A 25254-nucleotide genomic window follows, 5' to 3' on the forward strand; every position below is an offset into this window, starting at 1 on the left:
ACGACGCAAACGTTTACAACATCTCGGTCACTCAATAATGATCCCACAGATTTCTCAGGCACCGGGCCTCGTTCAACTGGTGCTGACATTCCTGCAGTCCTTAAAAGAGCAAGGCTTTACCGGCGATACCGCCACCAGCTATGCCGATCGCCTCTCGCTTTCCACCGACAACAGTATTTATCAGCTGCTGCCTGATGCGGCGCTGTTTCCGCGCTCGACGGCGGATGTAGCCTTGATTGCGCGCCTCGCCGGTGAAACCCGCTTTACCAGCCTGGTGTTTACGCCACGCGGTGGCGGTACCGGCACCAACGGGCAGTCGCTCAATCAGGGTATCGTGGTGGATATGTCGCGCTACATGAACCGCATCCTGGAAATCAACACCGAGCAAGGTTGGGTGCGTGTTGAAGCGGGCGTGGTGAAAGATCAGCTCAATGCGTGGCTCAAGCCCTATGGCTTCTTCTTCTCGCCGGAGCTCTCCACCAGCAACCGCGCCACGCTTGGCGGCATGATCAACACCGATGCATCGGGCCAGGGATCGCTGGTGTATGGCAAAACCTCCGATCACGTTGAAGGTCTGCGTGCGGTGCTGCTGGGCGGCGATATCCTGGATACGCGTGCCATGCCGACCGCACTGGCGGAACAACTGGCGAACACGCCAACGGCGGAAGGGCGCATTTATCAGCAGGTGCTTAGCCGCTGCCGCGAACAGCGCGATCTGATTCTGGAGAAATTTCCCAAACTCAATCGCTTCCTGACCGGCTACGACCTGCGTCATGTTTTCAGCGACGATTTACAGACATTCGATTTGACGCGTCTGCTGTGCGGCGCGGAAGGTACATTGGCCTTTATTACTGAAGCGCGCCTCGACATCACGCCCATCCCGAAAGTGCGCCGTTTGGTGAACATCAAATACGACTCCTTCGACTCGGCCCTGCGGAACGCACCTTTTATGGTGGAAGCCAAAGCGCTGTCGGTGGAAACCGTTGACTCGAAAGTATTGAACCTGGCGCGCGAAGATATCGTCTGGCATTCGGTGAATGAATTAATTACCGATGTGCCAGACAAAGAGATGCTCGGCCTCAACATTGTGGAGTTTGCCGGTGATGATGGCGAACTGATTGAGCAGCAAATCAGCACGCTGTGCCAGCGTTTAGATGAGCTGATGCAGCAGCAGATGGGCGGCGTGATCGGCTATCAATTGTGTGACGATTTAGGCGGCATTGAGCGCATCTATAATATGCGCAAAAAAGCGGTTGGCCTGTTGGGGAACGCCAAAGGGCGCGCCAAGCCGATTCCGTTTGTCGAAGATACCGCCGTGCCGCCAGAACAGCTGGCGGATTATATCGTCGATTTTCGTGCGCTGCTCGATAGCCACGGCCTGAGCTACGGCATGTTTGGTCACGTGGATGCTGGCGTGCTGCATGTGCGTCCGGCGCTGGACATGTGCGATCCGCAGCAAGAGCTGCTGATGAAGCAGATCTCCGATGAAGTGGTGGCGCTGACTGCGCGCTACGGCGGTTTGTTGTGGGGCGAGCACGGCAAAGGCTTTCGCGCGCAGTACAGCCCGGAATTTTTTGGCGAAACGCTGTTCAACGAATTGCGCCGCATCAAAGCCGCCTTCGATCCTGACAACCGCATGAATCCCGGCAAAATCTGTACGCCGCTGGGCAGTGATGAACCGATGATGCAGGTTGATGCAGTGAAACGCGGCACCTACGATCGGCAGATTCCCGTCACGGTGCGCAACGAGTGGCGTGGCGCAATGGAGTGTAATGGCAACGGTTTGTGCTTCAACTTTGATGCGCGTAGCCCGATGTGCCCATCGATGAAAATCACCCGCAACCGCATTCACTCACCGAAAGGTCGCGCGACATTGACGCGTGAATGGCTGCGCTTGCTCTCCGAGCAGGGCGTGGATCCCGTACAGCTGGAGCAGGCGCTGCCCAAACAGGGCGCGAGCTTGCGTACGCTGATTCAGCGCACGCGTAATACCTGGCACGCAAACCAGGGCGAATATGACTTCTCGCACGAAGTGAAAGAGGCGATGTCGGGCTGCCTGGCGTGTAAAGCCTGCTCGACGCAGTGTCCAATCAAGATTGATGTGCCGAACTTCCGTTCACGCTTCCTGCAGCTTTATCACACTCGCTATCTGCGTCCGATGAGCGATCATCTGGTGGCCACAGTGGAAAGTTACGCGCCGTTGATGGCTAAAGCGCCCAAGGTGTTCAACTTCTTCCTCAAACAGCCGTGGATGCGCGAACTGAGCAAAACGCATATCGGCATGGTGGATTTGCCGCTCCTGTCATCGCCAAGCCTCAAGCAGCAGTTAAGCGGTCATCCGGCGATGAACCTGACGCTGGAGCAGTTAGAAGCACTGGATGCGGGGCAACGCGAAAACTGCGTGCTGGTGGTACAAGATCCTTTCACCAGCTATTACGAGGCGCAGCTGGTCACCGATTTCGTCAAGCTGATTGAGAAACTCGGTTATCGTCCGGTGCTGCTGCCGTTCTCACCGAACGGCAAGGCGCAGCATGTGAAAGGCTTCCTGCAACGCTTTGCACGTACCGCCAGCAAAACCGCCGATTTCCTCAACCGCGTGGCGAAACTGGGCATGCCGATGGTTGGCGTCGATCCGGCGACCGTGCTTTGTTATCGCGATGAGTATAATCAGGTGCTGGGCGAGCAGCGCGGCGAGTTTAACGTGCAGCTGGTGCACGAGTGGCTGCAAACCGCGTTGTCTCCACGCGCGGAACAAACCGCCAGCGGCGAAGCCTGGTATTTGTTTGCGCACTGCACTGAAGTGACCGCGCTGCCATCCACGCCGAATCAGTGGCAGAGCATCTTTGCGCGCTTTGGCGCGAAGCTGGAAAACGTCAATGTCGGTTGTTGCGGCATGGCGGGAACCTATGGTCACGAAAGCGCAAACCTGGAGAATTCGCTGGGGATTTACGAGCTTTCCTGGCATCCGCAGCTGCAAAAGCTGCCGCGTCAACGCTGTCTCGCGACCGGCTTTTCCTGTCGTAGCCAGGTAAAACGCGCAGAGGGCAATGGCATGCGTCATCCACTGCAAGCGTTACTGGAAATGATGTAAACAAATTGTAGGAGACGTCACAAAGCTGGATTAGAATATCCAGCCTGCGTGGCGAACAAAATCACTCTGCAGGCGGGTAGCTTGATCCCACTCGCCGCTGAGCGCCAGTTGATGACACAAACGTGTTAATGACAGGCGCGCCAGTTGATAGGCCTGAATCCGGAACAAACGGTCACGATCGGCATTGCCCATTTCCTGCACTAAGCGGTGATGGAGCTTGCCCATGGCATGCAGAAAGCTGTGATCGTCGCCGTTAAGTTCGCAGATTTCTGCCATATCGAGGCAGGTGTCGTTGAAGCGACGCAGTTGGTCGAGAGTGCAATCGGTGCGGTTGAGCTTTGCCTGAGCCATGTAGAAGTCAACGGTGATATCGCGCACCGAAAACTTATATTCGTCGATTTTATGTTGTAACCAGGCTGAGACGGTAAGCGTCATATCGCCACCTTTTTAGGTTAATGATAATCATTATCATATTCAACCGCGTCAGGAATGCAATTCCCGCTGTGAAATTTTATTGATTTCTTCTGCCTGTTACTAAAATCGGCAATAACAATTTCTTTACATTGTAGAAAGGCGTAACCTATCAATCAGGATTAAATCGTAAAATTGATTTTAAAAATTTTGCGGCAATTTAACGGGTTACGCAGGTCAGGCGCGCACGGGAATGCCGCCGTCAATCTGCTTTGAAGCGACTATGCTTAATAAAGCAGCAGTGAAAAATAGCACGAGATGATTATCCCTGCAAAACAAGAGGTTGAAGTGATATCTGATATCACTACCATAGGGGGATAGCCTGAAAAGGCCCAGACATACGAGGTAGCACAATGTCATCAGTAAATGCCGACTCCTTTTCACCCGAAGATTTCGTCTGGAAAGGGCTCACGCTGACCGAATCGGCAGCGAAACAGATTCTTAACCTGGTAGAACAAGACCCTGAAGTCAAGGGCTTGAAACTGGGTGTGAAAACGTCCGGCTGTGCCGGCTTTGGGTACGTTATGGATCTGGTAAAAGATCCTGCCGATGACGACCTGCAGTTTGAGCAATTCGGCGCAAAACTGTTTGTGCCACTTCAGGCGATGCCGTTTGTTGACGGTACCGAGCTGGATTATGTCCGCGAAGGTCTTAACCAGATTTTTAAATTCAACAACCCTAAAGCTCAACACGCCTGCGGGTGCGGTGAAAGCTTTGGCGTCGAGTAAGTAAAACATGTCACGACACACCGAAGCATCTGATGATGTACAAATGTGGGAAGGCAAGCTCAACTATAAAGAGGGCTTCTTTACCCAGTTACAAACCGAAGAATTTGCTCACGGCATCAATGAAGATGTGGTGCGCGCCATTTCGGCTAAACGTAACGAACCTGAATGGATGCTTGAATTCCGTCTCAAGGCGTTCCGCGCCTGGGAGCAAATGGAAGAGCCGCACTGGCTGAAAGCGCATTACGAAAAACTGGATTATCAGGATTACAGCTACTACTCCGCGCCGTCCTGCGGCAACTGCGATGACAGCTGTGCTTCTGAACCTGGCGCGACCCAAACCTCCGGCAGCGTCGCCTCCAGCGACTACCTGACGAAGGAAGTGGAAGACGCGTTCAACCAGTTAGGCGTTCCGGTGCGTGAAGGGCGTGAAGTGGCGGTGGATGCGATTTTCGACTCCGTCTCCGTTTCCACTACCTATCGCGGCAAGCTGGCGGAGCAGGGCATTATCTTCTGCTCGTTCGGCGAAGCGATTCACGATCATCCAGAGCTGGTGCAGAAGTATCTCGGTACTGTCGTGCCGCCAAACGATAACTTCTTTGCCGCGCTGAACTCCGCTGTGGCCTCTGACGGAACCTTCGTGTACATCCCGAAAGGCGTACGTTGCCCGATGGAGCTGTCGACCTATTTCCGCATCAACGCGGCAAAAACTGGTCAGTTCGAGCGCACCATCTTGATCGCTGATGAAGACAGCTACGTCAGCTACATCGAAGGTTGCTCAGCACCGGTGCGTGACACCTATCAGCTGCACGCCGCAGTGGTAGAAGTGATCATCCACAAGAATGCTGAAGTGAAATATTCCACCGTGCAGAACTGGTTCCCAGGCGGCGAAGGCGAGGGCGGTATCCTCAACTTCGTCACCAAACGTGCCCTGTGCGAAGGCGATCACAGCAAGATGTCCTGGACACAGTCTGAGACCGGTTCGGCGATCACCTGGAAATATCCAAGCTGCATTCTGCGCGGTGACTACTCGATTGGTGAGTTCTACTCAGTCGCGCTGACTGCGGGCCGCCAGCAGGCGGATACCGGTACCAAGATGATTCACATTGGTAAAAATACCAAGTCGACCATCATCTCGAAAGGTATCTCCGCCGGTAAGAGCCAGAACACCTATCGCGGCCTGGTGAAAATCATGCCAACCGCCACCAACGCGCGTAACTTCACCCAGTGTGATTCGATGCTGATTGGTGCCGAGTGCGGTGCGCACACTTTCCCGTATGTTGAAACGCGCAACAACACCGCCCATCTGGAGCATGAAGCCACTACCTCGCGCATCGGTGAAGATCAGATGTTCTACTGCCTGCAGCGTGGCATCAGCGAAGAAGATGCGATCTCAATGATCGTTAACGGCTTCTGCAAAGACGTTTTCTCCGAGCTGCCACTGGAATTCGCCGTGGAAGCGCAAAAATTGTTAGCTATCAGCCTTGAGCACAGTGTGGGCTGATGCCCGTTGCCGGAAGCAATGTGAAGGAAAGAGTATGTTAAGCATTAAAGATTTGCAGGTTAGCGTTGAAGACAAAGAGATTTTGCGCGGTCTGAACCTTGAAGTAAAACCGGGCGAAGTCCACGCCATCATGGGACCGAACGGTTCAGGTAAAAGTACCCTGTCTGCAACGCTGGCTGGTCGTGAAGATTACGAAGTCACTGGCGGTTCTGTCACCTTTAAGGGCAAAGATCTGCTGGAACTTGAGCCAGAAGAGCGTGCCGGTGAAGGCATCTTCATGGCATTCCAGTATCCGGTAGAAATTCCGGGCGTCAGCAACCAGTTCTTCCTGCAGACCTCGGTCAACGCGGTACGTAAATACCGTGAGCAGGAGCCGCTGGACCGTTTCGACTTCCAGGACTTTATCGAAGATAAAATCCAGCTGCTGAAGATGCCAGAAGATTTGCTGACCCGTTCAGTGAACGTGGGCTTCTCCGGCGGTGAGAAGAAGCGTAACGACATCCTGCAGATGGCGGCTCTGGAACCTGAGCTGTGCATCCTTGATGAAACCGACTCCGGTCTGGATATCGATGCGCTGAAAATCGTGGCCGAAGGCGTTAATAGCCTGCGCGACGGTAAGCGTTCATTCATCATCGTGACGCACTATCAGCGCATCCTGGATTACATCAAGCCGGATCACGTACACGTGCTGTATCAGGGCAAGATCGTTAAATCTGGCGACTTCTCGCTGGTGAAACAGTTGGAGGAGCAAGGCTATGGCTGGCTTACCGACCAAGAGTGATAACGCCCTGCAGCAGTGGCATCACCTGTTTGAATCGCGCGGTGACGTGCGTTCTTTACAGGCGCAGCAGCACTGGCAGCAACTGATGCGTGTCGGCCTGCCGACGCGTAAGCATGAAAACTGGAAATACACGCCGCTTGATGGCCTGCTGGCGCAGCAGTTTGTGCTGCCGCAGCCGCAGGAAGTGAGCGCGGAGCAAGTTGAAGCGCTGGCGCTGCCGGTTGATGCGGTGCGTCTGGTGTTTGTTGACGGTCGCTTTCAGGCCGAATTGAGCAGCCGTGATACCGGCCTGTTTGAAATTCAACATGCGCAGGCTTCTGAGCGTCGTCCGCTGCCGGCACCGATTCAGCCGGAAGTGTTCCTGCATCTGACCGAAAGCCTGGCGGAAGAAGCCACCACCATTCGTCTGGCGCGTGGCAAATCAGCGGCTAAACCGCTCTATCTGCTGCACATCACCAGTGGTCAGGACGCGGGCACTAACACCGTGCATCATCGCCACCATCTGCAACTGGAAGCCAGCGCAGAAGCGGAAGTGATTGAGCACTACGTTACGCTGAATGATGTGGCGCACTTTACCGGCGCGCGTTTCACGTTCGACGTGGCCGACAATGCCAAACTGCAGCACATCAAACTGTCATTTGAGAGCGAGAAGGCTTACCACTTCGCGCACAATGACGTGGTGATGGGCCGTGATGCGAATGTAGCCACCACCAGCTTCCTGCTGGGGGCGGGCTTATCGCGTCACAACACCAGCGCGCAGCTGAATGGCGAAAATACCAATCTGGCGATCAACAGCTTGTCGTTGCCGGTGAATCAGGAAGTGTGCGATACCCGCAGCTATCTGGAGCACAACAAAGGCTACTGCACCAGTCGTCAGATGCACAAAGTCATCGCGCGCGATAAAGGTCGTGCGGTGTTCAACGGCATGATTAAAGTGGCACAGCACGCGCTGAAAACCGATGGACAGATGACCAACAACAACCTGTTGCTGGGCCGTCTGGCTGAAGTGGACACCAAGCCGCAGTTGGAAATCTATGCTGATGACGTGAAGTGCAGTCACGGTGCGACCATTGGTCGTATTGATGAAGAGCAGATGTTCTATCTGCGCTCGCGCGGCATCGATGAGACCGCCGCACAGCGTATGATCATCCATGCATTTGCCGCTGAACTCACCGAAACGCTGGAGAATCCGGTACTGCGTCAGGTGGTGCTGCAGCGCATTGCCGCGCGTATTCCGGGAGTTGAGTCATGAGTTTCGATCTCGAACGCATCAGAGCGGAATTTCCGATTCTGAAACGTGAGGTCAACGGACATCCGCTGGCCTACCTTGATAGCGCGGCCAGCGCACAGCGCCCGCTCGCGGTCATCAATGCGGAAAGTTATTTCTACCAGCACGGCTATGCAGCTGTGCACCGCGGTATCCATTCGTTGAGCGCGCAGGCGACCACTGACATGGAGAACGTGCGTCATCAGGCAGCGCGTTTTCTTAACGCCGCTTCGCCTGAAGAGATCATCTTCGTCAAAGGCACCACGGAAGCCATCAATCTGGTGGCTAACAGTTGGGGCGGCAGTCAGCTGCAGCCAGGCGACAACATCATCATCACCGAGATGGAGCATCACGCTAACATCGTACCGTGGCAGATGGTGGCACAGCGTACCGGCGCAGAAATTCGCGTACTGCCGCTAAATGCGCAGGGCGAGCTGGCGCTGGAGCAGCTGAGCGGCTTGATTGATGGCCGCACTCGTTTGCTGGCGGTGACCCACGTTTCAAACGTGCTCGGCACCGTCAATCCTGTGAAAGCCATCGTGGCGCAAGCGAAAGCCGCTGGCGTGATTACGCTGGTGGATGGCGCGCAAGCTGTGATGCATCACGCGGTGGATGTGCAGGATATCGACTGTGACTTCTACGCCTTCTCCGGCCATAAAATTTATGGTCCGACCGGTATTGGTGTGCTGTACGCGCGTAAAGCGTTGCAGGAGATCATGCCACCGTGGGAAGGCGGCGGTTCGATGATTTCTGAAGTGGTGCTGCCAACCGGCACCACCTTTAACAGTACGCCATGGCGTTTCGAAGCGGGCACGCCAAATACCGGCGGTATCATTGGTTTGGGTGCGGCGTTAACGTGGATCAGCGAACTGGGCCTGGACGTTATTCATCAGCGCGAATCGATGCTGATGCGTTATGCGCTGGATAAACTGGCTTCGGTGCCGGATCTGGTGATTTACGGTCCGGAGAGTCGTAGCGGCGTGGTGGCTTTTAACCTCGGCAAGCATCACGCGTTTGATGTCGGCAGTTTCCTTGATCAATACGGTATTGCGATCCGCACCGGCCATCATTGCGCAATGCCGCTGATGCGTCATTATGCGGTGCCGGCGATGTGTCGTGCCTCCTTCGCGCTGTATAACACCGAAGAAGAAGCCGATCGCCTGGCCGCAGGTTTGACCCGTATTCATCGTCTGCTGGGCGGTTGAGCAGATTTCAGGAGTGATTCATGGCGAATTTGCCAGATAAAGAGAGACTGGTTCGTAACTTTAATCGTTGCGCTAACTGGGAAGAGAAGTACCTCTACATCATTGAACTCGGTGGGAAATTACCAGAATCCTCCGAAAGCTTACAGCAGCCAGAACACGTGATTTCAGGCTGTCAGAGCCAGGTGTGGATACGCATGACCCCGCAGGCCGATGGCACTATCGCCTTCGAAGGTGACAGTGATGCCGCCATCGTTAAAGGGTTGATTGCAGTGGTATTTAGCCTGTATCAGGGGCTTAAGGCGCCAGAGATTCTCGATCTCGATGTGCGTCACTGGTTCGGCGAATTGGCGCTGACCTCACATCTCACTCCCTCGCGTTCACAGGGTCTGGAAGCCATGATCCGCGCGATCCGGCATAACGCTCAGACCCTCAGCTAAGTTACACTCTCCAGACCCCGGCTTGACCGGGGTCTGTTCTATCCGACAAAGAGAAAATTGCATGAAACCAGCCTTACGTTTAGCCGGTGCATTGCTGTTGTCCTGTTGCGGACTCTCTGCACCTGCATTTGCTACGGAATATCCCCTACCAGCCGATAACAGCCGTTTAATTGGCGAGAATACCCTAACCATCGTGCCGGATGACAAACGGCCGCTGGAGAGCATTGCCGCGCATTATAAGATAGGCATGCTCGGCATGCTGGAAGCCAATCCAGGCGTTGATCCCTGGCTGCCAAAGGCCGGCACACAATTAACCGTGCCGCTGCAGATGCTGCTGCCTGATGCGCCACGCGAAGGTATCGTGATTAACCTCGCGGAACTGCGGCTCTACTACTATCCGAAAGGTGAAGATCGTGTGGTGGTCTATCCGATTGGTATCGGCCAATTGGGCGCCATGACGCCAACCATGGTCACCAGCATCAGCCAGAAAATCCCTAATCCTACCTGGACGCCAACCACCAATATCCGCAAGCGCTATGCCAAAGAGGGCATCACTTTGCCGGGCGTGGTGCCCGCTGGGCCAGATAACCCGATGGGGCTGTTTGCGATGCGTCTGGCGCGCGGCACCGGTCAGTATCTAATTCACGGCACTAATGCTGACTTTGGTATTGGTATGCGCGTGAGTTCTGGCTGTATTCGCCTGCGACCGGATGATATTGAAGCGCTGTTCAACAGCGTGCCGAAAGGAACGCGCGTGCAGGTGATCAACCAGCCCATCAAATATGCCATTGAGCCCGACGGTAAGCGCTACGTTGAAGTGCATCAGCCTTTATCGCGCAATGATAAGGATGATCCACAAACCATGCCGATTGCACAGTCTGCGCAGCTGAAAGCCTTCTCAAAGAGTGAGAAGAGCGATACCGCGTTGATTAAGGAAGTGATAGCCCGACGTTCAGGAATGCCGGTGTTAGTGAGCAGCGGTGAGCCGGTAACTAATCAGAGTGCTGAAGCTGTAGGTGAAGCAGTAGCGCAACCCTAATTCGGACCAGATAAACGCAGAATCCGGACAAAAAAAATGGTGCCACATGGGCACCATTTTTCAACCAGTACTCTTACTTACGGTAAGAGTGAGCCTGGTTGTCCAGACGCTGGTTAGCGCGAGCTGCGTCATCTTTAGCAGCCTGAACGTCAGAACGGATTGCGTTCACGTCGTTGCTCAGCTGATCAACTTTAGCGTTCAGAGTCTGAACGTCTGAAGACAGTTGGTCGATTTTAGCGTTGCTTGAGCAACCAGCCAGCATAGTTGAAGCCAGGATTACAGCGCCCAGTACCAGTTTAGTGCGATTCATTCTTTATACCCTCTAGATTGAGTTAATCTCCATGTAGCGTTACAAGTATTACACAAAGCTTTTTGAGTTGAGAATAAATTTTTGATGAGAACATGCTTAATTTTGATCGTTCGCTCAAAGAAACAGCATTTCACAGAAGAAGATGAAAATAATTAGCTAAAACAGAGAGATTTAATCGGACTAACCTTAATCATACGAGATTTTGAATAGTTAATTTCGATTGGAAATTTCTGGTTTTTGTATTACATCAGCAATAAAAAAAGCGCCTGGAAAAGGCGCTTTTTAATAAAAATTCAGTTGCTAATCAGATTACATGTACAGAAGCGGTGTTTGTCGTTCCGCTTGGTACTAATGCGCCTGAAACCATTACCACAACATCGCCTTTCTGCGCATATCCGCTTTCCAGCGCCATTTCTTTACCAATGCGATAGAAATCATCAGTTGAGGCAATTTCTGTCACCAGATGGGTTTCGATACCTTTGCTCAGAATCAGCTGACGCGCGGTGGTTTCGTTGGTGGTGAGCGCCAGAATGGTGGCATCCGGGAAATACTTACGGATCGCTTTGGCAGATTTACCGCCTTCGGTAGCTACAACAATCAGTGGTGCTTCCAGCTTCTCTGCAGTCTCAACCGCACCGCGGCACACTGCTTCGGTGATGCGCAGCTTGCGTGAGTCTTGCAATGAATCGATGCGGGATTTCATCACGCGATCGGTGCGCTCACAGATGGTCGCCATGATGGTGACCGACTCCAGCGGATAGCGGCCTTTCGCGCTCTCACCAGACAGCATCACCGCATCGGTACCATCGAGGATGGCGTTAGCCACGTCGCCAGCTTCTGCGCGGGTAGGGCGCGGGTTTTTGATCATTGAATCCAGCATCTGCGTCGCGGTGATCACCACTTTGCGGGCTTTATTACATTTTTTGATCATCATCTTCTGCGCGAAGATCACTTCTTCAACCGGGATCTCAACGCCGAGGTCGCCACGCGCAACCATGATGCCGTCTGACGCTTCGAGGATTTCGTCGAAGTTGTTCAGGCCTTCCTGGTTCTCGATTTTCGAGATGATTTGAATGTGTTCGCCGCCGTGTGCTTTCAGGTGCTCACGGATTTCCAGCACGTCAGAACGCTTACGGATAAATGAAGCGGCGACGAAATCAACGTTCTGCTCGCAACCAAAGATCAGGTCGCGCTTATCTTTTTCCGCCAGTGCAGGCAGCTGAATGGAGACACCTGGCAGGTTAACGCCTTTGTTCTCACCCAGATCGCCGTTGTTCAGGACATTACAGATCACTGAGTTCTCAGTGACTTCAGTCACCTGCATACCGATCAAGCCATCGTCGACCAGCACGGTGTTACCAATTTTCAGGTCTTCAGTGAAACCGGCGTAGGTCACGGCAACACGTTCGCTGTTACCAATCACCGACTGATCGGTAGTGAAGGTGAAGGTCTGGCCCGCTTTCAACGATACATCGTTGCCGCCTTCCAGTTTCATGGTACGAATTTCCGGACCTTTGGTGTCCAGCAGAATAGCGGCCTGACGACCGGTTTTTTCCATAACGGCACGCATGTTGGTAATGCGTTGGCCGTGTTCAGCATAGTCCCCGTGCGAGAAGTTCAGGCGCATCACGTTCATGCCCGCTTCCAGCAGTTGGGTCAGCATCTCTTCAGATTCGGTTTTTGGACCGATAGTACAAACGATTTTGGTCTTTTTCATGTCAGGTTTTCTATAAGTTGTGATGGATGATAAAGGTCGGGATTCGATGCGCATGGCACCGAAGTGAGAATATTTATGGTGTTGGAACGGATTTCACAGAAATAAGAATAGGAGACGAAAGCAAAGCGTGCAGAGAAGTTATGCAGTACGCGAGGGAACTGAGTGATCAGTGTTGCGCAAATCATTGGAGTTGTTTGCATAGGCACGTTAGCGCTGAAACCTTTCAGGTGGAACAACGCGGCATAGTATAGTCGCTAAGTATGCGAAAACCAATATAAAAGCGGCGTGATAAAGACGATGCAGATCAAGAAAAAGGTGTTGCGCAAGGAGATAAAACCAGAATGGTGCGCTCTAATGGACTCGAACCATCGACCCCCACCATGTCAAGGTGGTGCTCTAACCAACTGAGCTAAGAGCGCATGCAGAATATTCAATAATTGGTGCGTCCGAGTGGACTCGAACCACCGACCCCCACCATGTCAAGGTGGTGCTCTAACCAACTGAGCTACGGACGCACTTGGTGCGCTCTAATGGACTCGAACCATCGACCCCCACCATGTCAAGGTGGTGCTCTAACCAACTGAGCTAAGAGCGCAACACGCTGTCAGGGCGACAGCGGGGACGAATATTAACGGCAGGCCGTGATGCTGGCAAGGGGAAAAAGTGTTTTTCCCCTACGACTGACCAGCAACTGTGCTATGCGTCGTTTTTTTCGCCGTTACCAGCCACTTAGCGCGCGGCGCGCGCCAAAATCACTTGCGCAGGCAGGCGCTGCAAACGACGGATGCGCCAAATCATCATCACTGCTGCGGAGGTCAGGCCGATAATAAAGCCACACCAGAAACCGGCGGGACCGAGTTTCGGCAATACCCAATCCGTCATCGCCAGTACATAACCCACCGGCAAACCCAGCACCCAATACGCGATAAAAGTAATGAAGAAGATCGAGCGCGTGTCTTTATATCCTCGCAAGATACCGCTGCCAATCACCTGAATCGAATCTGAGAACTGATAGATCGCCGCCAGCAGCATCAGTTGCGCCGCAAGAGTAATGACTTCAGGATTTGCGGTATACAGCGCGGCGATATCATGACGGAATATCACGGTAAACAGCGCGGTGATGGCCGCCATACTGATGCCGACTCCCTGGCCAGTCCACGCGGCAACGCGCGCCTGTTCGGCTGAACCTTGTCCGAGTCGATAGCCAACGCGAATGGTGGTGGCCACGCCGAGCGACAACGGCAACACGAACATCAACGAGCTGAAGTTGAGCGCAATCTGGTGCCCGGCCACTTTGACGATGCCGAGTGGTGATACTAAAAGCGCCACCACGGCAAACAGGGTCACCTCAAAGAACAGCGCCAATGCCACCGGCAAACCCAGCGTGAACAGGCGTGACAAAATTGCGCGTGACGGTGCGGACCAACGCGTTTTCATGCGGATATCGCGCATGCTTGCCATGCGTTTAACCCAGAAGCGCATCACCAGGAACATCACCCAATAGACCGACGCCGTCGCCACACCGCAGCCGACGCCGCCTAAGGCCGGCATACCGAAATGCCCATAAATGAACACATAGTTGAGCGGAATGTTCACCATCAGACCGAGAAAGCCGAGCAGCATCGCCGGTTTGGTTTTCGACAAACCTTCACACTGGTTGCGCATCACCTGGAACAGCAGATAACCCGGCGCGCCCCACAGCAACGCATGCAGGTATCCTTCGGCTTTGGCGGCCAATTCAGGATCGATGTCATGCATGGTGTTAATCAGATAACCGGCATTCCACAGTACCACCATAATCAGTAGCGCAACGGCAATTGCCATCCAGTATCCCTGGCGCACTTGTTCCGCGATACGTTCGCGTCGTCCTGAACCGTTGAGTTGCGCAACGGTAGGCGTCAAAGCCAGTAGAAGACCATGACCAAACAGAATGGCGGGAAGCCAGATAGAGGTGCCGACAGCAACGGCGGCCATATCCGTGGCGCTTACCGCACCGGCCATAACAGTATCTACAAATCCCATCGCCGTCTGGGCCACCTGAGCAAGGATGACCGGGATCGCGAGGGCCAGCAATTGACGCGCTTCTGTAAAATACTTCTGCACGTTACACCTGCTTAATTAAAGAAGAGAGCGGGGCGAAATCCCCAAAGAATGCGCGGCATAGTGTAGCGGCAGCGCTGGCTTCCGCCAAACGTTGATCGCATTTTGTTTAGCAATTTGTGTAAAGTTTGAACTCCGCCAAATTAAGCTGCCGCCAACAAGCTGTGATAAACTGACGCAAACTTTGCAGAGGCTGAGATCATGTTTACTGGAATTGTGCAAGGCACGGCAGAAATTGTCGGCATTGAAGAGAAAGATCTGTTTCGTACCCATATTGTGCGCTTACCGGAGGATCTGTTACCGGGCCTGGCGCTGGGCGCATCGGTGGCACACAACGGCTGCTGCCTGACCGTAACCGAGATTAACGGTGATCTGGTCAGCTTCGATCTGATTAAAGAAACATTGCGCATTACCAACCTGGGTGAATTAAAGGTGGGTGATGTGGTGAATATTGAACGTGCCGCGAAGTTCAGTGATGAAATTGGCGGCCATTTAATGTCTGGCCATATTATGACCACGGCGGAAATCTGCAAAATCATCCAGTCAGAAAACAACCGCGAAATCTGGTTTAAATTACAGGACGCCACGCAGATCAAATATATTCTGCACAAAGGTTTCGTGGGTATCGATGGAATTAGTTTGACCGTTGGCGACGTGACGAAAAGCAAATTCTGTGTGCATTTGATTCCGGAAACGCTGGAGCGCACCACTTTAGGCGCGAAGAAGTTTGGTCATAAGGTCAATATTGAGATTGATCCGCATACGCAGGCCATTGTGGAAACGGTTGAGCGCGTATTAGCGCAGCGTGAAGCCGCTGCACTGGCGCAGATTGCTAGCGCAGAATAATACCGTTAAAAAAGGCGCCATGTGGCGCCTTGATTCATTTCAAAGCTTATTAACGCGCAACGCGTAAACCGCCATCCTTGCCACGACTGAATACTACCTGCCACAGCTGAATATCACGGGCACGAAACGCACCGGCGCAGGCGTTGAGATAATAGTCGAACATTCGTTTAAAACGTTCGCCATATTTCTCAGCCAGCTGCGGCCACGCCGCCTGAAAACGTTCATACCATGCCATTAACGTCGTATCGTAATCTGCGCCAAAGTTATGCCAATCTTCCATGACGAAATGTGGCTCACTGGCGTCAGCGATTTGACGCACTGACGGCAAACAACCGTTCGGGAAGATATATTTATCAATCCACGGATCGACATTCATATCTGTGGTGAGGGCGCCAATGGTGTGCAGCAAAAATATGCCGTCTGGTTTGAGGTTGCGGTCAGCAACATCAAAATAAGTGGCATAGTTTTTCGGCCCGACATGTTCAAACATACCGACAGAAACGATGCGATCATATTGATTATTCAGGTCGCGATAGTCCTGCAGTAATATAGTGACATCCAGTCCTTCACAGCGTTGTTGAGCCAGTTTTTGTTGCTCTGCTGAAATAGTCACGCCATGCACCGTGACGCCATAATGGCGCGCAGCGTATTCTGCCAGTCCGCCCCAGCCACAACCGATATCCAACAGCGTCATACCCGGTTCAAGTTGCAACTTGCGGCATATCATATCCAGTTTGGCTTGCTGCGCGTTTTCCAGGGTATCAGCATCTTTCCAGTAGCCGCAGGAATATTGCATATAAGGATCAAGCATCAGTGAGAATAGATCATTACCAAGGTCGTAATGCTCTTTACCCACAATCCAGGCGCGTTTTTTTGATTGCAAATTAGTGAGACGCGCGGCGGCGATGCGCAACGTATCTTTAAAATGCCGGGGTAATTGTTTATCCAGATGGTGTTTTAAAACGCGATGGAAGAACATATCGAGCTGTTCGCACTCCCACCAACCATCCATGTAACTTTCACCTAATCCGAGCGATCCTTCCTCAAGAACGCGTTTAAAAAAATCTGGATGCTTTACCTGAATATCCCAGGGACGAGTGCCATTAACTGCAATATCAGCCCGCTCTAGCAGTTCATTGACGATCCGATACCAATGGTTTTCTTCAAGGCTCACTTCTTCTATAACAGATGAACTCATAGCTTCTCCATCACCTTCCGATCTGAACCTGAGAAAAAGAATAGCCAATTTCCCAAGACCTGTGAGAGAACTCACGGAAAATCCGTGCGCCAGAAATCCGACGTTGTACGACGTAGTACAGAGGTATGAATTTGAGCAGAAAAGTGGGTCGCCGCACCGGATAATGTGCAGACGCCATCCCGCGACAGTGTCGCTAAAGGCATTACATTTATATTATTGATTTAATACAGAATTACTGACCCACAGAGTATATGCTCACGTGGGTCAATATTCAACGGGTTATCGTTAGTTTGCTAACGAAAAGCGTTGGCTTAGAGATTATCTTCGCAGGGACGGGAAGTGTGGGCAATATCACTTTGTGCGTTTAGCGATCGCTGGCAGACAAAGCCCGCCCACGCCAGTACCACGGTAGCGACCATCACTAACGTGGTGTTGAACAACGCCTGCTCAAGACCGGCGGAGACCAGCAGGCTGGCAACAAAGCATAATCCTAACTGGAATAAGTTCTGTAATCCTGCGGCTTTACCGGTGGCGTGCGGGAAGGGCGCTAATGCGCTGGCAACCACAATCGGATAGATCGCACCATTGGCCAGCGCCATGCCGCAGAAGGGCATCAACAGCACAAACAGCGGCGCGGAAGGCATCAGGGCGATGACAAACAGACTCAGGATGCTCAGGCTATACAACACCAGCAACCACGGCAGCAGTTGCGCGCCCTGATAACGATTTAACAGCGTGCGGCAGCCAAAGCCGCCAATCAGAAACGCAATGGTCTGCGGAATATAGCTCAGGCCAATATCACCCGGCGTCAGGCCAGCAGCGGCGAGAATGAAAGGTGATCCCGTCAGCCAGGCAAAAAAGCTCGCTGAACACGCCGAGTAGATCAAGACGTTACCGCTATAAACGCGAGTACCCAGCAAGGTCAACCAGCCGGGTTGTTTTCCTGCCGCAACTTTCTCGCGCTTAGGCGAGGTTAACTGCAGCGTACCGATCAGCAACACCACGGCAACCAGCGTTAGCGTGATAAAGATGCTGCGCCAGTGGAAGTGGCCGATAAGCCAGGCGCCGAGTAGCGGTGCCAGCGCCGGAGACAGCGCAACCAGCGGCATAATCGTGGCAAACACTTTATTGGCTTTGGCTTTTGGATAGTGATCCACTACCAGCGCCTGCCAGCTCACCGCAGCCGCACACACACCAATCGCCTGCACAAAACGTAGCGCCAGCATCAGGCGGACATCGGTCACCCAAAGCATTCCCAGACAACCAAGGGCGAAGATGGCTAAACCGGCCAGCAAAATGGGTTTACGGCCGTAACGATCTGACAGCGGCCCCCAAAATACCTGTGCACAGGCGAAACCGCCGAGAAACAGACTCAGGCTGGCGCTAATGGTGCCAGGTGCGCTAGCGAAATCACGCTGCATATCGCCAAAGGCGGGTAAATACATATCCGTGGCAAGAAAGCCGAGCATGCTGAGCACGGCGAGATAAGGCATAAATGCTTTAGACGACAACATGGTGATTCTCATTTGGGCAGGTTGAACGCCGGGGAGTGTAAAAGGATGCAACGCGCTTTGTGAAACGCTAATATTTGCATAGTGCTGTTAAATTTTTTGAAGGCAAAATTATGTGGTCAGAATATGCGCTTGAAGTGGTAGATGCGGTGGCGCGCACCGGCAGTTTTAGTGCGGCAGCGCAGGAGCTGCATCGTGTGCCTTCTGCCGTCAGCTATACCGTGCGCCAGCTGGAAAGCTGGCTGGCGGTGCCGCTGTTTGAGCGTCAGCACCGCGAAGTGGTGATGACACCGGCGGGCGAGCATTTTGTACGTGAAGGGCGATCTGTTATCAAAAAAATGCTGGCAACCCGCCGACAGTGTCAGCAACTGGCGAATGGCTGGCGCGGGGAGCTAAGCATCGCGGTTGATTGCATTGTTAAACCGCAGCGTACGCGGCAGTTAGTGAAGGACTTTTATCGCCATTTTCCCGATATGGAGCTGATTATCAGCTACGAAGTGTTCAACGGCGTATGGGATGCATTGGCTGATGGCCGGGTTGATGTGGCGATTGGCGCAACCCAGGCGATTCCGGTGGGCGGACGTTTTGCCTTTCAGGATATGGGCGCACTGAACTGGCGTTGTGTAGTGAGTCCCGATCATCCGTTGGTTAACAGCAGGGAGCTGGATGATGAAACATTGCGGGCATGGCCATCGCTGGTGCTGGAAGATACCTCGCGTGCGTTGCCGCGCCGTATGACTTGGACGCTGGATAATCAGCGACGTCTGGTGGTGCCAGAGTGGGAAACCGGAATGGATTGTTTGCTGGCAGGATTGTGCGTTGGAATGGTGCCGGGCCATCTGGCACGTCCGCTGCTGGATAGCCATAAACTGGTCGAACTGGCACTGCCGCAAGCCTTTCCGGACAGTCCGTGCTGCGTTAGCTGGTCAGAACAGCGCGCGTCACCGGCGCTGGAATGGTTACTGGCTTATCTCGGGGATGCCGAAACGCTGAACCACGAATGGCTCAGCGAAGTGTCGGCTTAGCGGCGATAGTCGCGGAACGGACCGTACGCCACCGAACGGCGTTCAATCAGCGTTGGCTGAACTTCGATGGTTTGCGGATCTTCACGTTTGCTGGTGATGCGATCCAGCAGCATTTCCAGCGCTTTTTCACCCAGTTCGGCTTTTGGCTGATGCACGGTGGTCAGCGCTGGCGTGAAATAGCGCGCGTTGCGCACGTTATCGTAGCCGATGACCGAGATATCCTGCGGTACGCGCAAGCCCATCTCATCAGCAGCGCAAATCGCGCCCATCGCCATGATATCGCCACCGCAGAACACCGCAGTTGGGCGTTGTTTCTGATTTAAAATCTGCTGCATCGCCTGATAGCCCGATTCAGGTTCAAAGTCGCCCTGAACTACCCATTCCGGACGCACCGTAATGCCCGCTTCGTTCATCGCCTGCAGGAAGCCAGCGTGACGTCCGCCGCCGGTATTGCGCTCCATCTGGCCGGGAATGGCACCGATATCGCGATGGCCGCGTTCAATCAGATAACGCCCGGCGAGATAGCCGCCCTGAAACGCATTGTCTTGCACGGTATCGGTGAAATCACCGCGCGACGCACCCCAATCCATCACCACCATTGGAATGTTGCGGTTCTCTTCCAGCATCTGCAGCAAATCGTCTGGATACTCAGAACACATCACCAGCAAACCATCGACGCGCTTTTGCGCCATCATCGACAGGTAAGCACGCTGCTTTTGCAGATCGTTATGCGCGTTGCCGAGAATCAGCGTGTAGCCGCGTTCGAAACAACGGTTCTCCACCGCTTCGATAATTTCAGCGAAATAGGGCGCTTCGCTGGAGGTCGCCAGCAAACCTAAGGTTTTGGTGTGATTAACTTTGAGACTACGCGCCACGGCACTGGGCGAGTAGTGTAATTCTTTGATCGCTTCCCATACGGCGTTACGCGTCTCTTCCGCAACGAAACGCGTTTTGTTGATGACATGCGAAACCGTGGTGGTTGAGACACCCGCGCGTTTTGCGACATCTTTAATTGTTGCCATGAAAATGGTACTCCTGGGCTTATCGCAACTTACTGATAAGTATATTGTTAAACGTTTGCGTCTGCTAATGCTTTTATAGCCCAAAAAAGCGGGCAAAACGGTGTGTTTTAGCAGGCGAAATCACTTCATCACGCTGTAAATACAGCACGCGCAAAATCTGTTGCGCAACGAAAGGCGGCGATTCTAACAAGCTGGCGCGGATAACACGAGATTTTTGCCCATTGCTGTGCGAAAATCGCCTTAACCCTAATAATTGTGTGACTAAGGAGTTGTGATGAATACCGACCTGAAGCTGGCGCTAATGACCACCGTTGGCGCACTGTTGATGATTATCGCCTTCAGCTTTACCGCGATCATGCATTAACAAAAAAGCCGGAGCTGAGAACAGCATCCGGCTTTTTTATGATTGTTGCGCAACAGCTAGCGAATAGTTTTTGGCGTCATCATACGACGCGCGCCCACATAGTGTTTTTGCCAGTAATCCTCACCCAGTGCGCTAATCTGAATATCTTTGCCGGTACGCGGCGACTGAATGAATTTCCCGTTGCCGAGATACACGCCAACATGGTCGGCAGTGCCGCGATTATTGATGCGGAAGAACACCAGATCACCTTTCTCCAGCATTTCACGCTTAATCGGTGCCGCATCGCGCAGGTGATACATCTCATTGGCGGTGCGCGGGAATTTGAATTTCACCAGATCTTTATAGGCGTACCACACTAAGCCGCTGCAGTCGAAACCGGTGTGTGGCGAAGTGCCGCCCCACTGATAAGGTTTGCCGAGTTGGCCCATTAATTTGGTCATCGCCGTTTCACGCGCCTTTTGATAACGCTGGCGGTGCGCCTTACTCATTTTGATGCCGGTCAGGGCTAATGCTTCATCATCGACGGCGATCTCAGGTGTTTTCTTCGCTAAACGTTGATGACCGTATTTCTTAGCAGAGAGTTTCAGCGGGGATTTTTTGCTGGTGGTTTTGTGCAGCGCGGTTTCTGTTTTGGTCTGTTTTTTGAGTTTGAATTTTTGAACAGCAGTCAGGCGCGATTTTTTGGTGGTGGTTTTCACCGGGCGTCGTTTGCGGCGCTCGTCTTCACGTGCGCTCTTTTTCTCTGCTTTAAGCGAACTGGCATTAACGGGCGCATGCGGAGATGCAGCAGCCACATTAAAAAACAGTTGGGCGAAAGCCAGTATGAAAAGCGTAATTAGTAGACGCATAATCCGGTTACAGGTTAAGCAGGCTGAATGAAAGCAGACTGCGTTAAAGTGAGAGAAATCTGATCAAGCGATCAGCGCCGAGGCAATTCTAATCCACTTTTTTTCCAAAAGGTAAGGCCTTTTTCCATTAATATGTTACCAGATTGATTCTGTAGCAAAAATGAGCGATTTCAGCTGGTTAACGCAGCGAAGCTATTGCTAATTATTAATTTATTAATGCCAATTAATGATATGAAAATGTTATTTGTCATGCGTTAACTTAACAAACATGGCGATTAGCCAGTGCAAACGCAAAATCCCGTTTTCAGTCCGGGAGCGAAATCGCTACAATAAACAAACACGAAGTAGAAGATTAAGGAAGGCAATAATGAGTACTGTTGAAAAAATTCAGCGTCAGATCGCAGAAAACCCGATTCTGCTGTACATGAAAGGTTCTCCAAAGCTGCCAAGCTGCGGTTTCTCGGCGCAAGCCGTGCAGGCGCTTTCTGCGTGTGGCGAGCGTTTCGCATACGTGGACATTCTGCAGAACCCGGACATTCGCGCTGAAATGCCAAAATACGCTAACTGGCCAACCTTCCCGCAGCTGTGGGTCGATGGCGAACTGGTCGGCGGCTGCGACATCATCGTTGAGATGTTCCAGCGCGGTGAACTTCAGCCACTGCTGAAAGAGACCGCTGAGAAGTATAAAGAAGCGGAATAATGCAGAAGGCCGACAAATGTCGGCCTTTTCTTTGCTTACTCGGCAGACGCGTCGTCTGCGGATTCTTCACTGAAAGCCAGCGGCCAGCCGCCCAGGCGTTTCCAGCGGTTCACCAACTCACAAAACAGCGTCGCGGTTTGCTCGGTGTCATACAGCGCCGAATGCGCTTGCGTACTATCAAACTCCATTCCCGCCGCTTTACAGGCTTTCGCCAGCACGGTTTGCCCCAGCACTAAGCCGCTTAATGCTGCGGTATCAAAGGTAGCAAAAGGGTGGAACGGATTGCGCTTCAGGCTGGCGCGCTCTGCGGCCGCCATCACGAAGTTGAGATCGAAAGTGGCATTGTGCGCCACGATAATCGCGCGATTGCAGCCGCTATCTTTGGTGCCTTTGCGCACCATTTTAAAAATCGCATGCAGCGCTTCGTATTCACTTACCGCACCGCGCAGCGGGTTAGTGGGATCGATGCCGGTAAACGCCAGCGCCGCAGGATTTAGAATGGCGCCTTCAAACGGTTCCACATGGAAGTGCAGCGTTTCATCGCGGTGCAACCAGCCGTCTTCATCCATTTTCAGCGTTGTGGCTGCAATTTCCAGCAGTGCATCGGTTTGTGCATTGAAACCTGCGGTTTCAACGTCGATCACAACAGGATAAAAACCGCGGAAGCGTTGGTGGAGAGCGTTTAAAGCGTTCGATTCAGACATCAGGATCTCATGGCAATAAATAGGGCAGCGCGCATTATGGCAAAAATCGCAGGAGGGTGCAGCAGGAGAGGGAAGTCAGCCTGCAATTAGCAGGCTGACCAGCAACCTTAGTTGCCTAAGCCGTGACCGGCATGTTTGTTTTCAATCAGTTCGATCTTGTAGCCGTCGGGATCTTCAACAAACGCAATAATGGTAGAACCGCCTTTTACCGGGCCCGCTTCACGCGTCACGTTGCCGCCCGCGCTGCGAATGCGTTCGCAGGTGTCAGCCACATTGTCCACGCCGAGCGCGATATGGCCGTAAGCGTTGCCGAGATCGTATTTATCCACGCCCCAGTTGTAAGTCAGCTCAATCACCGCGCCTTCGCTCTCTTCGGTGTAGCCAACGAATGCCAGCGTGTATTTGTACTCGGTGTTTTCGCTCTGACGCAGCACGCGCATGCCGAGCACGCGGGTGTAAAAATCGATAGAACGTTGCAAATCGCCAACGCGTAACATGGTGTGAAGTAAACGCATAACATCCTCTTTTTTAAAACGTCATCAGTGAATGACAAGACAACTAAGTATACACACTGATGAAACAACGCTGCCGCCTATCCGACGCGGCAGCCATTTTCTTACAGGGTTGGATAATCGGTATAGCCTTCCGCGCCGCCGCCGTAGAAGCTCTCAGGACGCTGCGGATTAAGTGGCGCATCTTGCTGCAAACGAGCAACCAGATCCGGGTTAGCGATAAAGTCGCGACCAAACGCCACCGCGTCAATCAGGCCGCGTGCAATCAGATCATCTGCTTTCTCAACGGTGTAAGCACCGGCACCGATAATCACGCCCGGGAACAGCGCACGCACTTTCTCACGGAATGCATCGCTGTATGGCTGTCCGCCTGCCCAGTCTGGCTCAGAAAGGTGCAGATAGGCGATGCCGCGCTTGCCCAACTCGGCGATGTACCACAACGCTGCTTTCTCTTCTTCCGGGCCATTTTCCAGATTCTGGAAGGCACCGATTGGCGAAACGCGGATACCGATACGATCGGCAGACCAGTTAGCAATCGCCGCATCCACCACTTCCAGCGCGAAACGACCACGTTTCTCAATCGAACCGCCGTACTCATCGCTACGCTGATTTGAGCCGGGTGCGAGGAACTGATGCATCAGATAACCGTGCGCTGAGTGCAGCTCCAGCAGGTCGAAGTCGGCTTCGCGCGCATTGGCGGCGGCCTGACCAAAATCTTTAACAATTTGCTGAATTTCAGCCACTGACAGCTCGCGCGGTACTGAGGTGTCTTCACGGTAGACCGAACCATCCGCAGCGCGCAGGGAAGTGCGCGTACCTGCCGCCAGCGCGGTCGGTGCGACCGGCGCTTTGCCTTCTGGCTGCACGCTATTATGAGAGATGCGGCCGGTGTGCCACAGCTGCACGGCGCTGTGACCGTTAGCGGCATGAATGCCTTCGTTAATCATTTTCCACGCGGCAATTTGCTGCTGTGTGTGCAGACCCGGCGCACCGGCATAGCCTTTCGCCTGGAAAGTGATCTGGGTGGCTTCGGTGATGATCAAACCGGCACTGGCGCGCTGCTGATAATATTCAGCCATCAGCGGCGTCGGAATATCGCCCGGCTCAATGCTGCGCAGACGCGTCAACGGAGCCATGAAAATGCGGTTTGATACGGTAATCGCGCCCACTTTGAGTGGGGAGAACAGCTGCTTACTCGCCATATTGATTGCTCCAGGAAGACCGGTCGTCTAGTAACGACAATTTTTAAAAATCAGTGACTTATCAGCCACTGTTCGATGGTGTCGAGCGCCAGGCTAATCGGGCCCGGCTCTCGGGAAATCTTGCTCTGCAAACTGGCTCCCAACCACAACAAGTAGCAGCGCTGCGCCAGCTGCTGCGGCGTTTGACCAAACGGCAGCGGCTGCTCAGCTGCTACCTCAGTCAAACAGCGCGTGTAGGCAGCGATGATGGCATTGGCACCCTGTTGCAGGGCATCGCGCATGGGTTCGGAGAGATCGCACACTTCGGCTGACAATTTCACGCCAAGGCAGCCAACAATATGACCTTGCTCGATAAACAGCCTTTCGCCGTAGCGGAAATGCGCTAACAGGCGTTCGCTCGGCGGTAAACCGGGCAGATTCAGCTGCTGATCAATCTGTTGCTGGAAGTGGGCGAAGTAGCGCTCAATCAGCGCCACGCCAAAGGCCTCTTTCGAACCGAAATAGTGGTAGAACGAGCCTTTAGTGACTTCCGCCAGCGCCAGCATCTCGATCAAACCCATGCCGGTAAAGCCGCGCTGTAAGCAAACCTGCTCGCCAATAGCGAGCAGATGTTCACGGGTATCGTTGCGTTGCAGAGTCTTGTTCATGGGTCGCAGGTTATTAGACCAGTCAGTC

24 protein-coding genes and 3 tRNA genes are annotated in these 25254 nt (G+C 53.2%); 12 read left to right on the top strand and 15 right to left on the bottom strand.

Annotated features, from left to right (window positions below):
* Nucleotides 1–37: 37 nt before the first annotated feature.
* Complete coding sequence (locus NR302_RS08510; protein ID WP_258144991.1) at nucleotides 38–3091, top strand: FAD-binding and (Fe-S)-binding domain-containing protein; 3054 nt, start codon at nucleotides 38–40, stop codon at nucleotides 3089–3091.
* Nucleotides 3092–3121: 30 nt separating this feature from the next.
* Here the strand turns inward: NR302_RS08510 and NR302_RS08515 are convergent, their stop codons facing one another.
* Nucleotides 3122–3526 (bottom strand): hypothetical protein, encoded by a 405-nt coding sequence (locus NR302_RS08515; RefSeq protein WP_008102969.1) that lies wholly within the window; start codon nucleotides 3524–3526, stop codon nucleotides 3122–3124.
* 389 nt (nucleotides 3527–3915) lie between these two features.
* Here NR302_RS08515 and sufA point away from each other — a divergent pair, with 389 nt between their 5' ends.
* From sufA to NR302_RS08550, 7 genes are all read left to right on the top strand, one after another.
* The gene (sufA, locus tag NR302_RS08520; protein WP_007892717.1) at nucleotides 3916–4290 is read left to right on the top strand and encodes a Fe-S cluster assembly scaffold SufA; all 375 of its coding nucleotides are present in this window, start codon (nucleotides 3916–3918) and stop codon (nucleotides 4288–4290) included.
* Between the two features lie 7 nt (nucleotides 4291–4297).
* Nucleotides 4298–5791: a Fe-S cluster assembly protein SufB gene (sufB, locus tag NR302_RS08525; protein ID WP_008102971.1), complete on the top strand. Its 1494-nt coding sequence runs from the start codon at nucleotides 4298–4300 to the stop codon at nucleotides 5789–5791.
* Nucleotides 5792–5825: 34 nt separating this feature from the next.
* Nucleotides 5826–6572, top strand: a complete 747-nt coding sequence (gene sufC / locus NR302_RS08530) for a Fe-S cluster assembly ATPase SufC (RefSeq protein ID WP_008102973.1) — start codon at nucleotides 5826–5828, stop codon at nucleotides 6570–6572.
* The gene (gene sufD / locus NR302_RS08535; RefSeq protein ID WP_110866026.1) at nucleotides 6547–7824 is read left to right on the top strand and encodes a Fe-S cluster assembly protein SufD; all 1278 of its coding nucleotides are present in this window, start codon (nucleotides 6547–6549) and stop codon (nucleotides 7822–7824) included. The genes sufC and sufD overlap by 26 nt, the downstream gene beginning before the upstream one ends.
* Nucleotides 7821–9044: a cysteine desulfurase SufS gene (gene sufS / locus NR302_RS08540; protein WP_258144992.1), complete on the top strand. Its 1224-nt coding sequence runs from the start codon at nucleotides 7821–7823 to the stop codon at nucleotides 9042–9044. The genes sufD and sufS overlap by 4 nt, the downstream gene beginning before the upstream one ends.
* A gap of 20 nt (nucleotides 9045–9064) precedes the next feature.
* Nucleotides 9065–9481: a cysteine desulfuration protein SufE gene (gene sufE, locus NR302_RS08545; RefSeq protein WP_008102979.1), complete on the top strand. Its 417-nt coding sequence runs from the start codon at nucleotides 9065–9067 to the stop codon at nucleotides 9479–9481.
* Nucleotides 9482–9542: 61 nt separating this feature from the next.
* Nucleotides 9543–10520: a L,D-transpeptidase family protein gene (locus NR302_RS08550; RefSeq protein ID WP_258144993.1), complete on the top strand. Its 978-nt coding sequence runs from the start codon at nucleotides 9543–9545 to the stop codon at nucleotides 10518–10520.
* A gap of 73 nt (nucleotides 10521–10593) precedes the next feature.
* On the opposite strand, the gene NR302_RS08555 is transcribed toward NR302_RS08550, so the two are convergent.
* The 6 genes from NR302_RS08555 to NR302_RS08580 form a co-directional block, all read right to left on the bottom strand.
* Nucleotides 10594–10830, bottom strand: a complete 237-nt coding sequence (locus NR302_RS08555; RefSeq protein WP_007892735.1) for a major outer membrane lipoprotein — start codon at nucleotides 10828–10830, stop codon at nucleotides 10594–10596.
* A 304-nt stretch (nucleotides 10831–11134) separates the two neighbouring features.
* Nucleotides 11135–12547 (bottom strand): pyruvate kinase PykF, encoded by a 1413-nt coding sequence (pykF, locus tag NR302_RS08560; protein ID WP_008102983.1) that lies wholly within the window; start codon nucleotides 12545–12547, stop codon nucleotides 11135–11137.
* A gap of 342 nt (nucleotides 12548–12889) precedes the next feature.
* Nucleotides 12890–12966: transfer RNA gene (locus NR302_RS08565), tRNA-Val, on the bottom strand.
* Between the two features lie 19 nt (nucleotides 12967–12985).
* A tRNA-Val gene (locus NR302_RS08570) sits at nucleotides 12986–13062 on the bottom strand.
* 3 nt (nucleotides 13063–13065) lie between these two features.
* Nucleotides 13066–13142: transfer RNA gene (locus tag NR302_RS08575), tRNA-Val, on the bottom strand.
* A gap of 134 nt (nucleotides 13143–13276) precedes the next feature.
* The gene (locus NR302_RS08580) at nucleotides 13277–14650 is read right to left on the bottom strand and encodes an MATE family efflux transporter (protein WP_179451122.1); all 1374 of its coding nucleotides are present in this window, start codon (nucleotides 14648–14650) and stop codon (nucleotides 13277–13279) included.
* A 198-nt stretch (nucleotides 14651–14848) separates the two neighbouring features.
* Between NR302_RS08580 and NR302_RS08585 the strand changes: the two genes are divergently transcribed.
* A complete protein-coding gene (locus NR302_RS08585) occupies nucleotides 14849–15493 on the top strand; it encodes a riboflavin synthase (protein ID WP_008110317.1) in 645 nt (214 codons plus the stop codon).
* A gap of 49 nt (nucleotides 15494–15542) precedes the next feature.
* Here the strand turns inward: NR302_RS08585 and cfa are convergent, their stop codons facing one another.
* Both cfa and punC read right to left on the bottom strand, forming a co-directional pair.
* Complete coding sequence (gene cfa, locus NR302_RS08590) at nucleotides 15543–16691, bottom strand: cyclopropane fatty acyl phospholipid synthase (protein ID WP_008110314.1); 1149 nt, start codon at nucleotides 16689–16691, stop codon at nucleotides 15543–15545.
* Between the two features lie 311 nt (nucleotides 16692–17002).
* Nucleotides 17003–18205 carry a purine nucleoside transporter PunC gene (punC, locus tag NR302_RS08595; RefSeq protein ID WP_258144994.1) on the bottom strand — a complete coding sequence of 401 codons (1203 nt, stop codon included), beginning with the start codon at nucleotides 18203–18205 and terminating at the stop codon, nucleotides 17003–17005.
* A 110-nt stretch (nucleotides 18206–18315) separates the two neighbouring features.
* Between punC and punR the strand changes: the two genes are divergently transcribed.
* A complete protein-coding gene (gene punR, locus NR302_RS08600) occupies nucleotides 18316–19227 on the top strand; it encodes a DNA-binding transcriptional activator PunR (RefSeq protein ID WP_008110311.1) in 912 nt (303 codons plus the stop codon).
* On the opposite strand, the gene purR is transcribed toward punR, so the two are convergent.
* Nucleotides 19224–20249, bottom strand: coding sequence for an HTH-type transcriptional repressor PurR (purR, locus tag NR302_RS08605; RefSeq protein WP_008110309.1), 1026 nt, complete (start codon nucleotides 20247–20249; stop codon nucleotides 19224–19226). The genes punR and purR overlap by 4 nt on opposite strands.
* Before the next feature lie 274 nt (nucleotides 20250–20523).
* Between purR and NR302_RS08610 the strand changes: the two genes are divergently transcribed.
* Complete coding sequence (locus NR302_RS08610; RefSeq protein WP_007892756.1) at nucleotides 20524–20613, top strand: YnhF family membrane protein; 90 nt, start codon at nucleotides 20524–20526, stop codon at nucleotides 20611–20613.
* Nucleotides 20614–20669: 56 nt separating this feature from the next.
* Here the strand turns inward: NR302_RS08610 and NR302_RS08615 are convergent, their stop codons facing one another.
* On the bottom strand, nucleotides 20670–21461 hold the full coding sequence (locus NR302_RS08615) for a C40 family peptidase (protein ID WP_061716685.1): 792 nt from the start codon (nucleotides 21459–21461) through the stop codon (nucleotides 20670–20672).
* 364 nt (nucleotides 21462–21825) lie between these two features.
* On the opposite strand from NR302_RS08615, the gene NR302_RS08620 reads away from it, so the two are divergent.
* Nucleotides 21826–22161 (top strand): Grx4 family monothiol glutaredoxin, encoded by a 336-nt coding sequence (locus NR302_RS08620; protein WP_175501675.1) that lies wholly within the window; start codon nucleotides 21826–21828, stop codon nucleotides 22159–22161.
* A gap of 35 nt (nucleotides 22162–22196) precedes the next feature.
* On the opposite strand, the gene rnt is transcribed toward NR302_RS08620, so the two are convergent.
* The 4 genes from rnt to NR302_RS08640 form a co-directional block, all read right to left on the bottom strand.
* Entirely contained in the window at nucleotides 22197–22865 is a 669-nt protein-coding gene (gene rnt / locus NR302_RS08625) for a ribonuclease T (RefSeq protein WP_154152440.1), read from the bottom strand.
* Nucleotides 22866–22972: 107 nt separating this feature from the next.
* Complete coding sequence (gene gloA / locus NR302_RS08630) at nucleotides 22973–23380, bottom strand: lactoylglutathione lyase (RefSeq protein ID WP_007892766.1); 408 nt, start codon at nucleotides 23378–23380, stop codon at nucleotides 22973–22975.
* A gap of 101 nt (nucleotides 23381–23481) precedes the next feature.
* The gene (locus NR302_RS08635; RefSeq protein WP_258144995.1) at nucleotides 23482–24579 is read right to left on the bottom strand and encodes an alkene reductase; all 1098 of its coding nucleotides are present in this window, start codon (nucleotides 24577–24579) and stop codon (nucleotides 23482–23484) included.
* Between the two features lie 50 nt (nucleotides 24580–24629).
* Entirely contained in the window at nucleotides 24630–25226 is a 597-nt protein-coding gene (locus NR302_RS08640) for a TetR/AcrR family transcriptional regulator (protein WP_258144996.1), read from the bottom strand.
* Nucleotides 25227–25254: the final 28 nt, after the last annotated feature.

Source organism: Pantoea sp. SOD02 (assembly GCF_024707505.1).
Classification (GTDB): Bacteria; Pseudomonadota; Gammaproteobacteria; order Enterobacterales; family Enterobacteriaceae; genus Pantoea; species Pantoea symbiotica.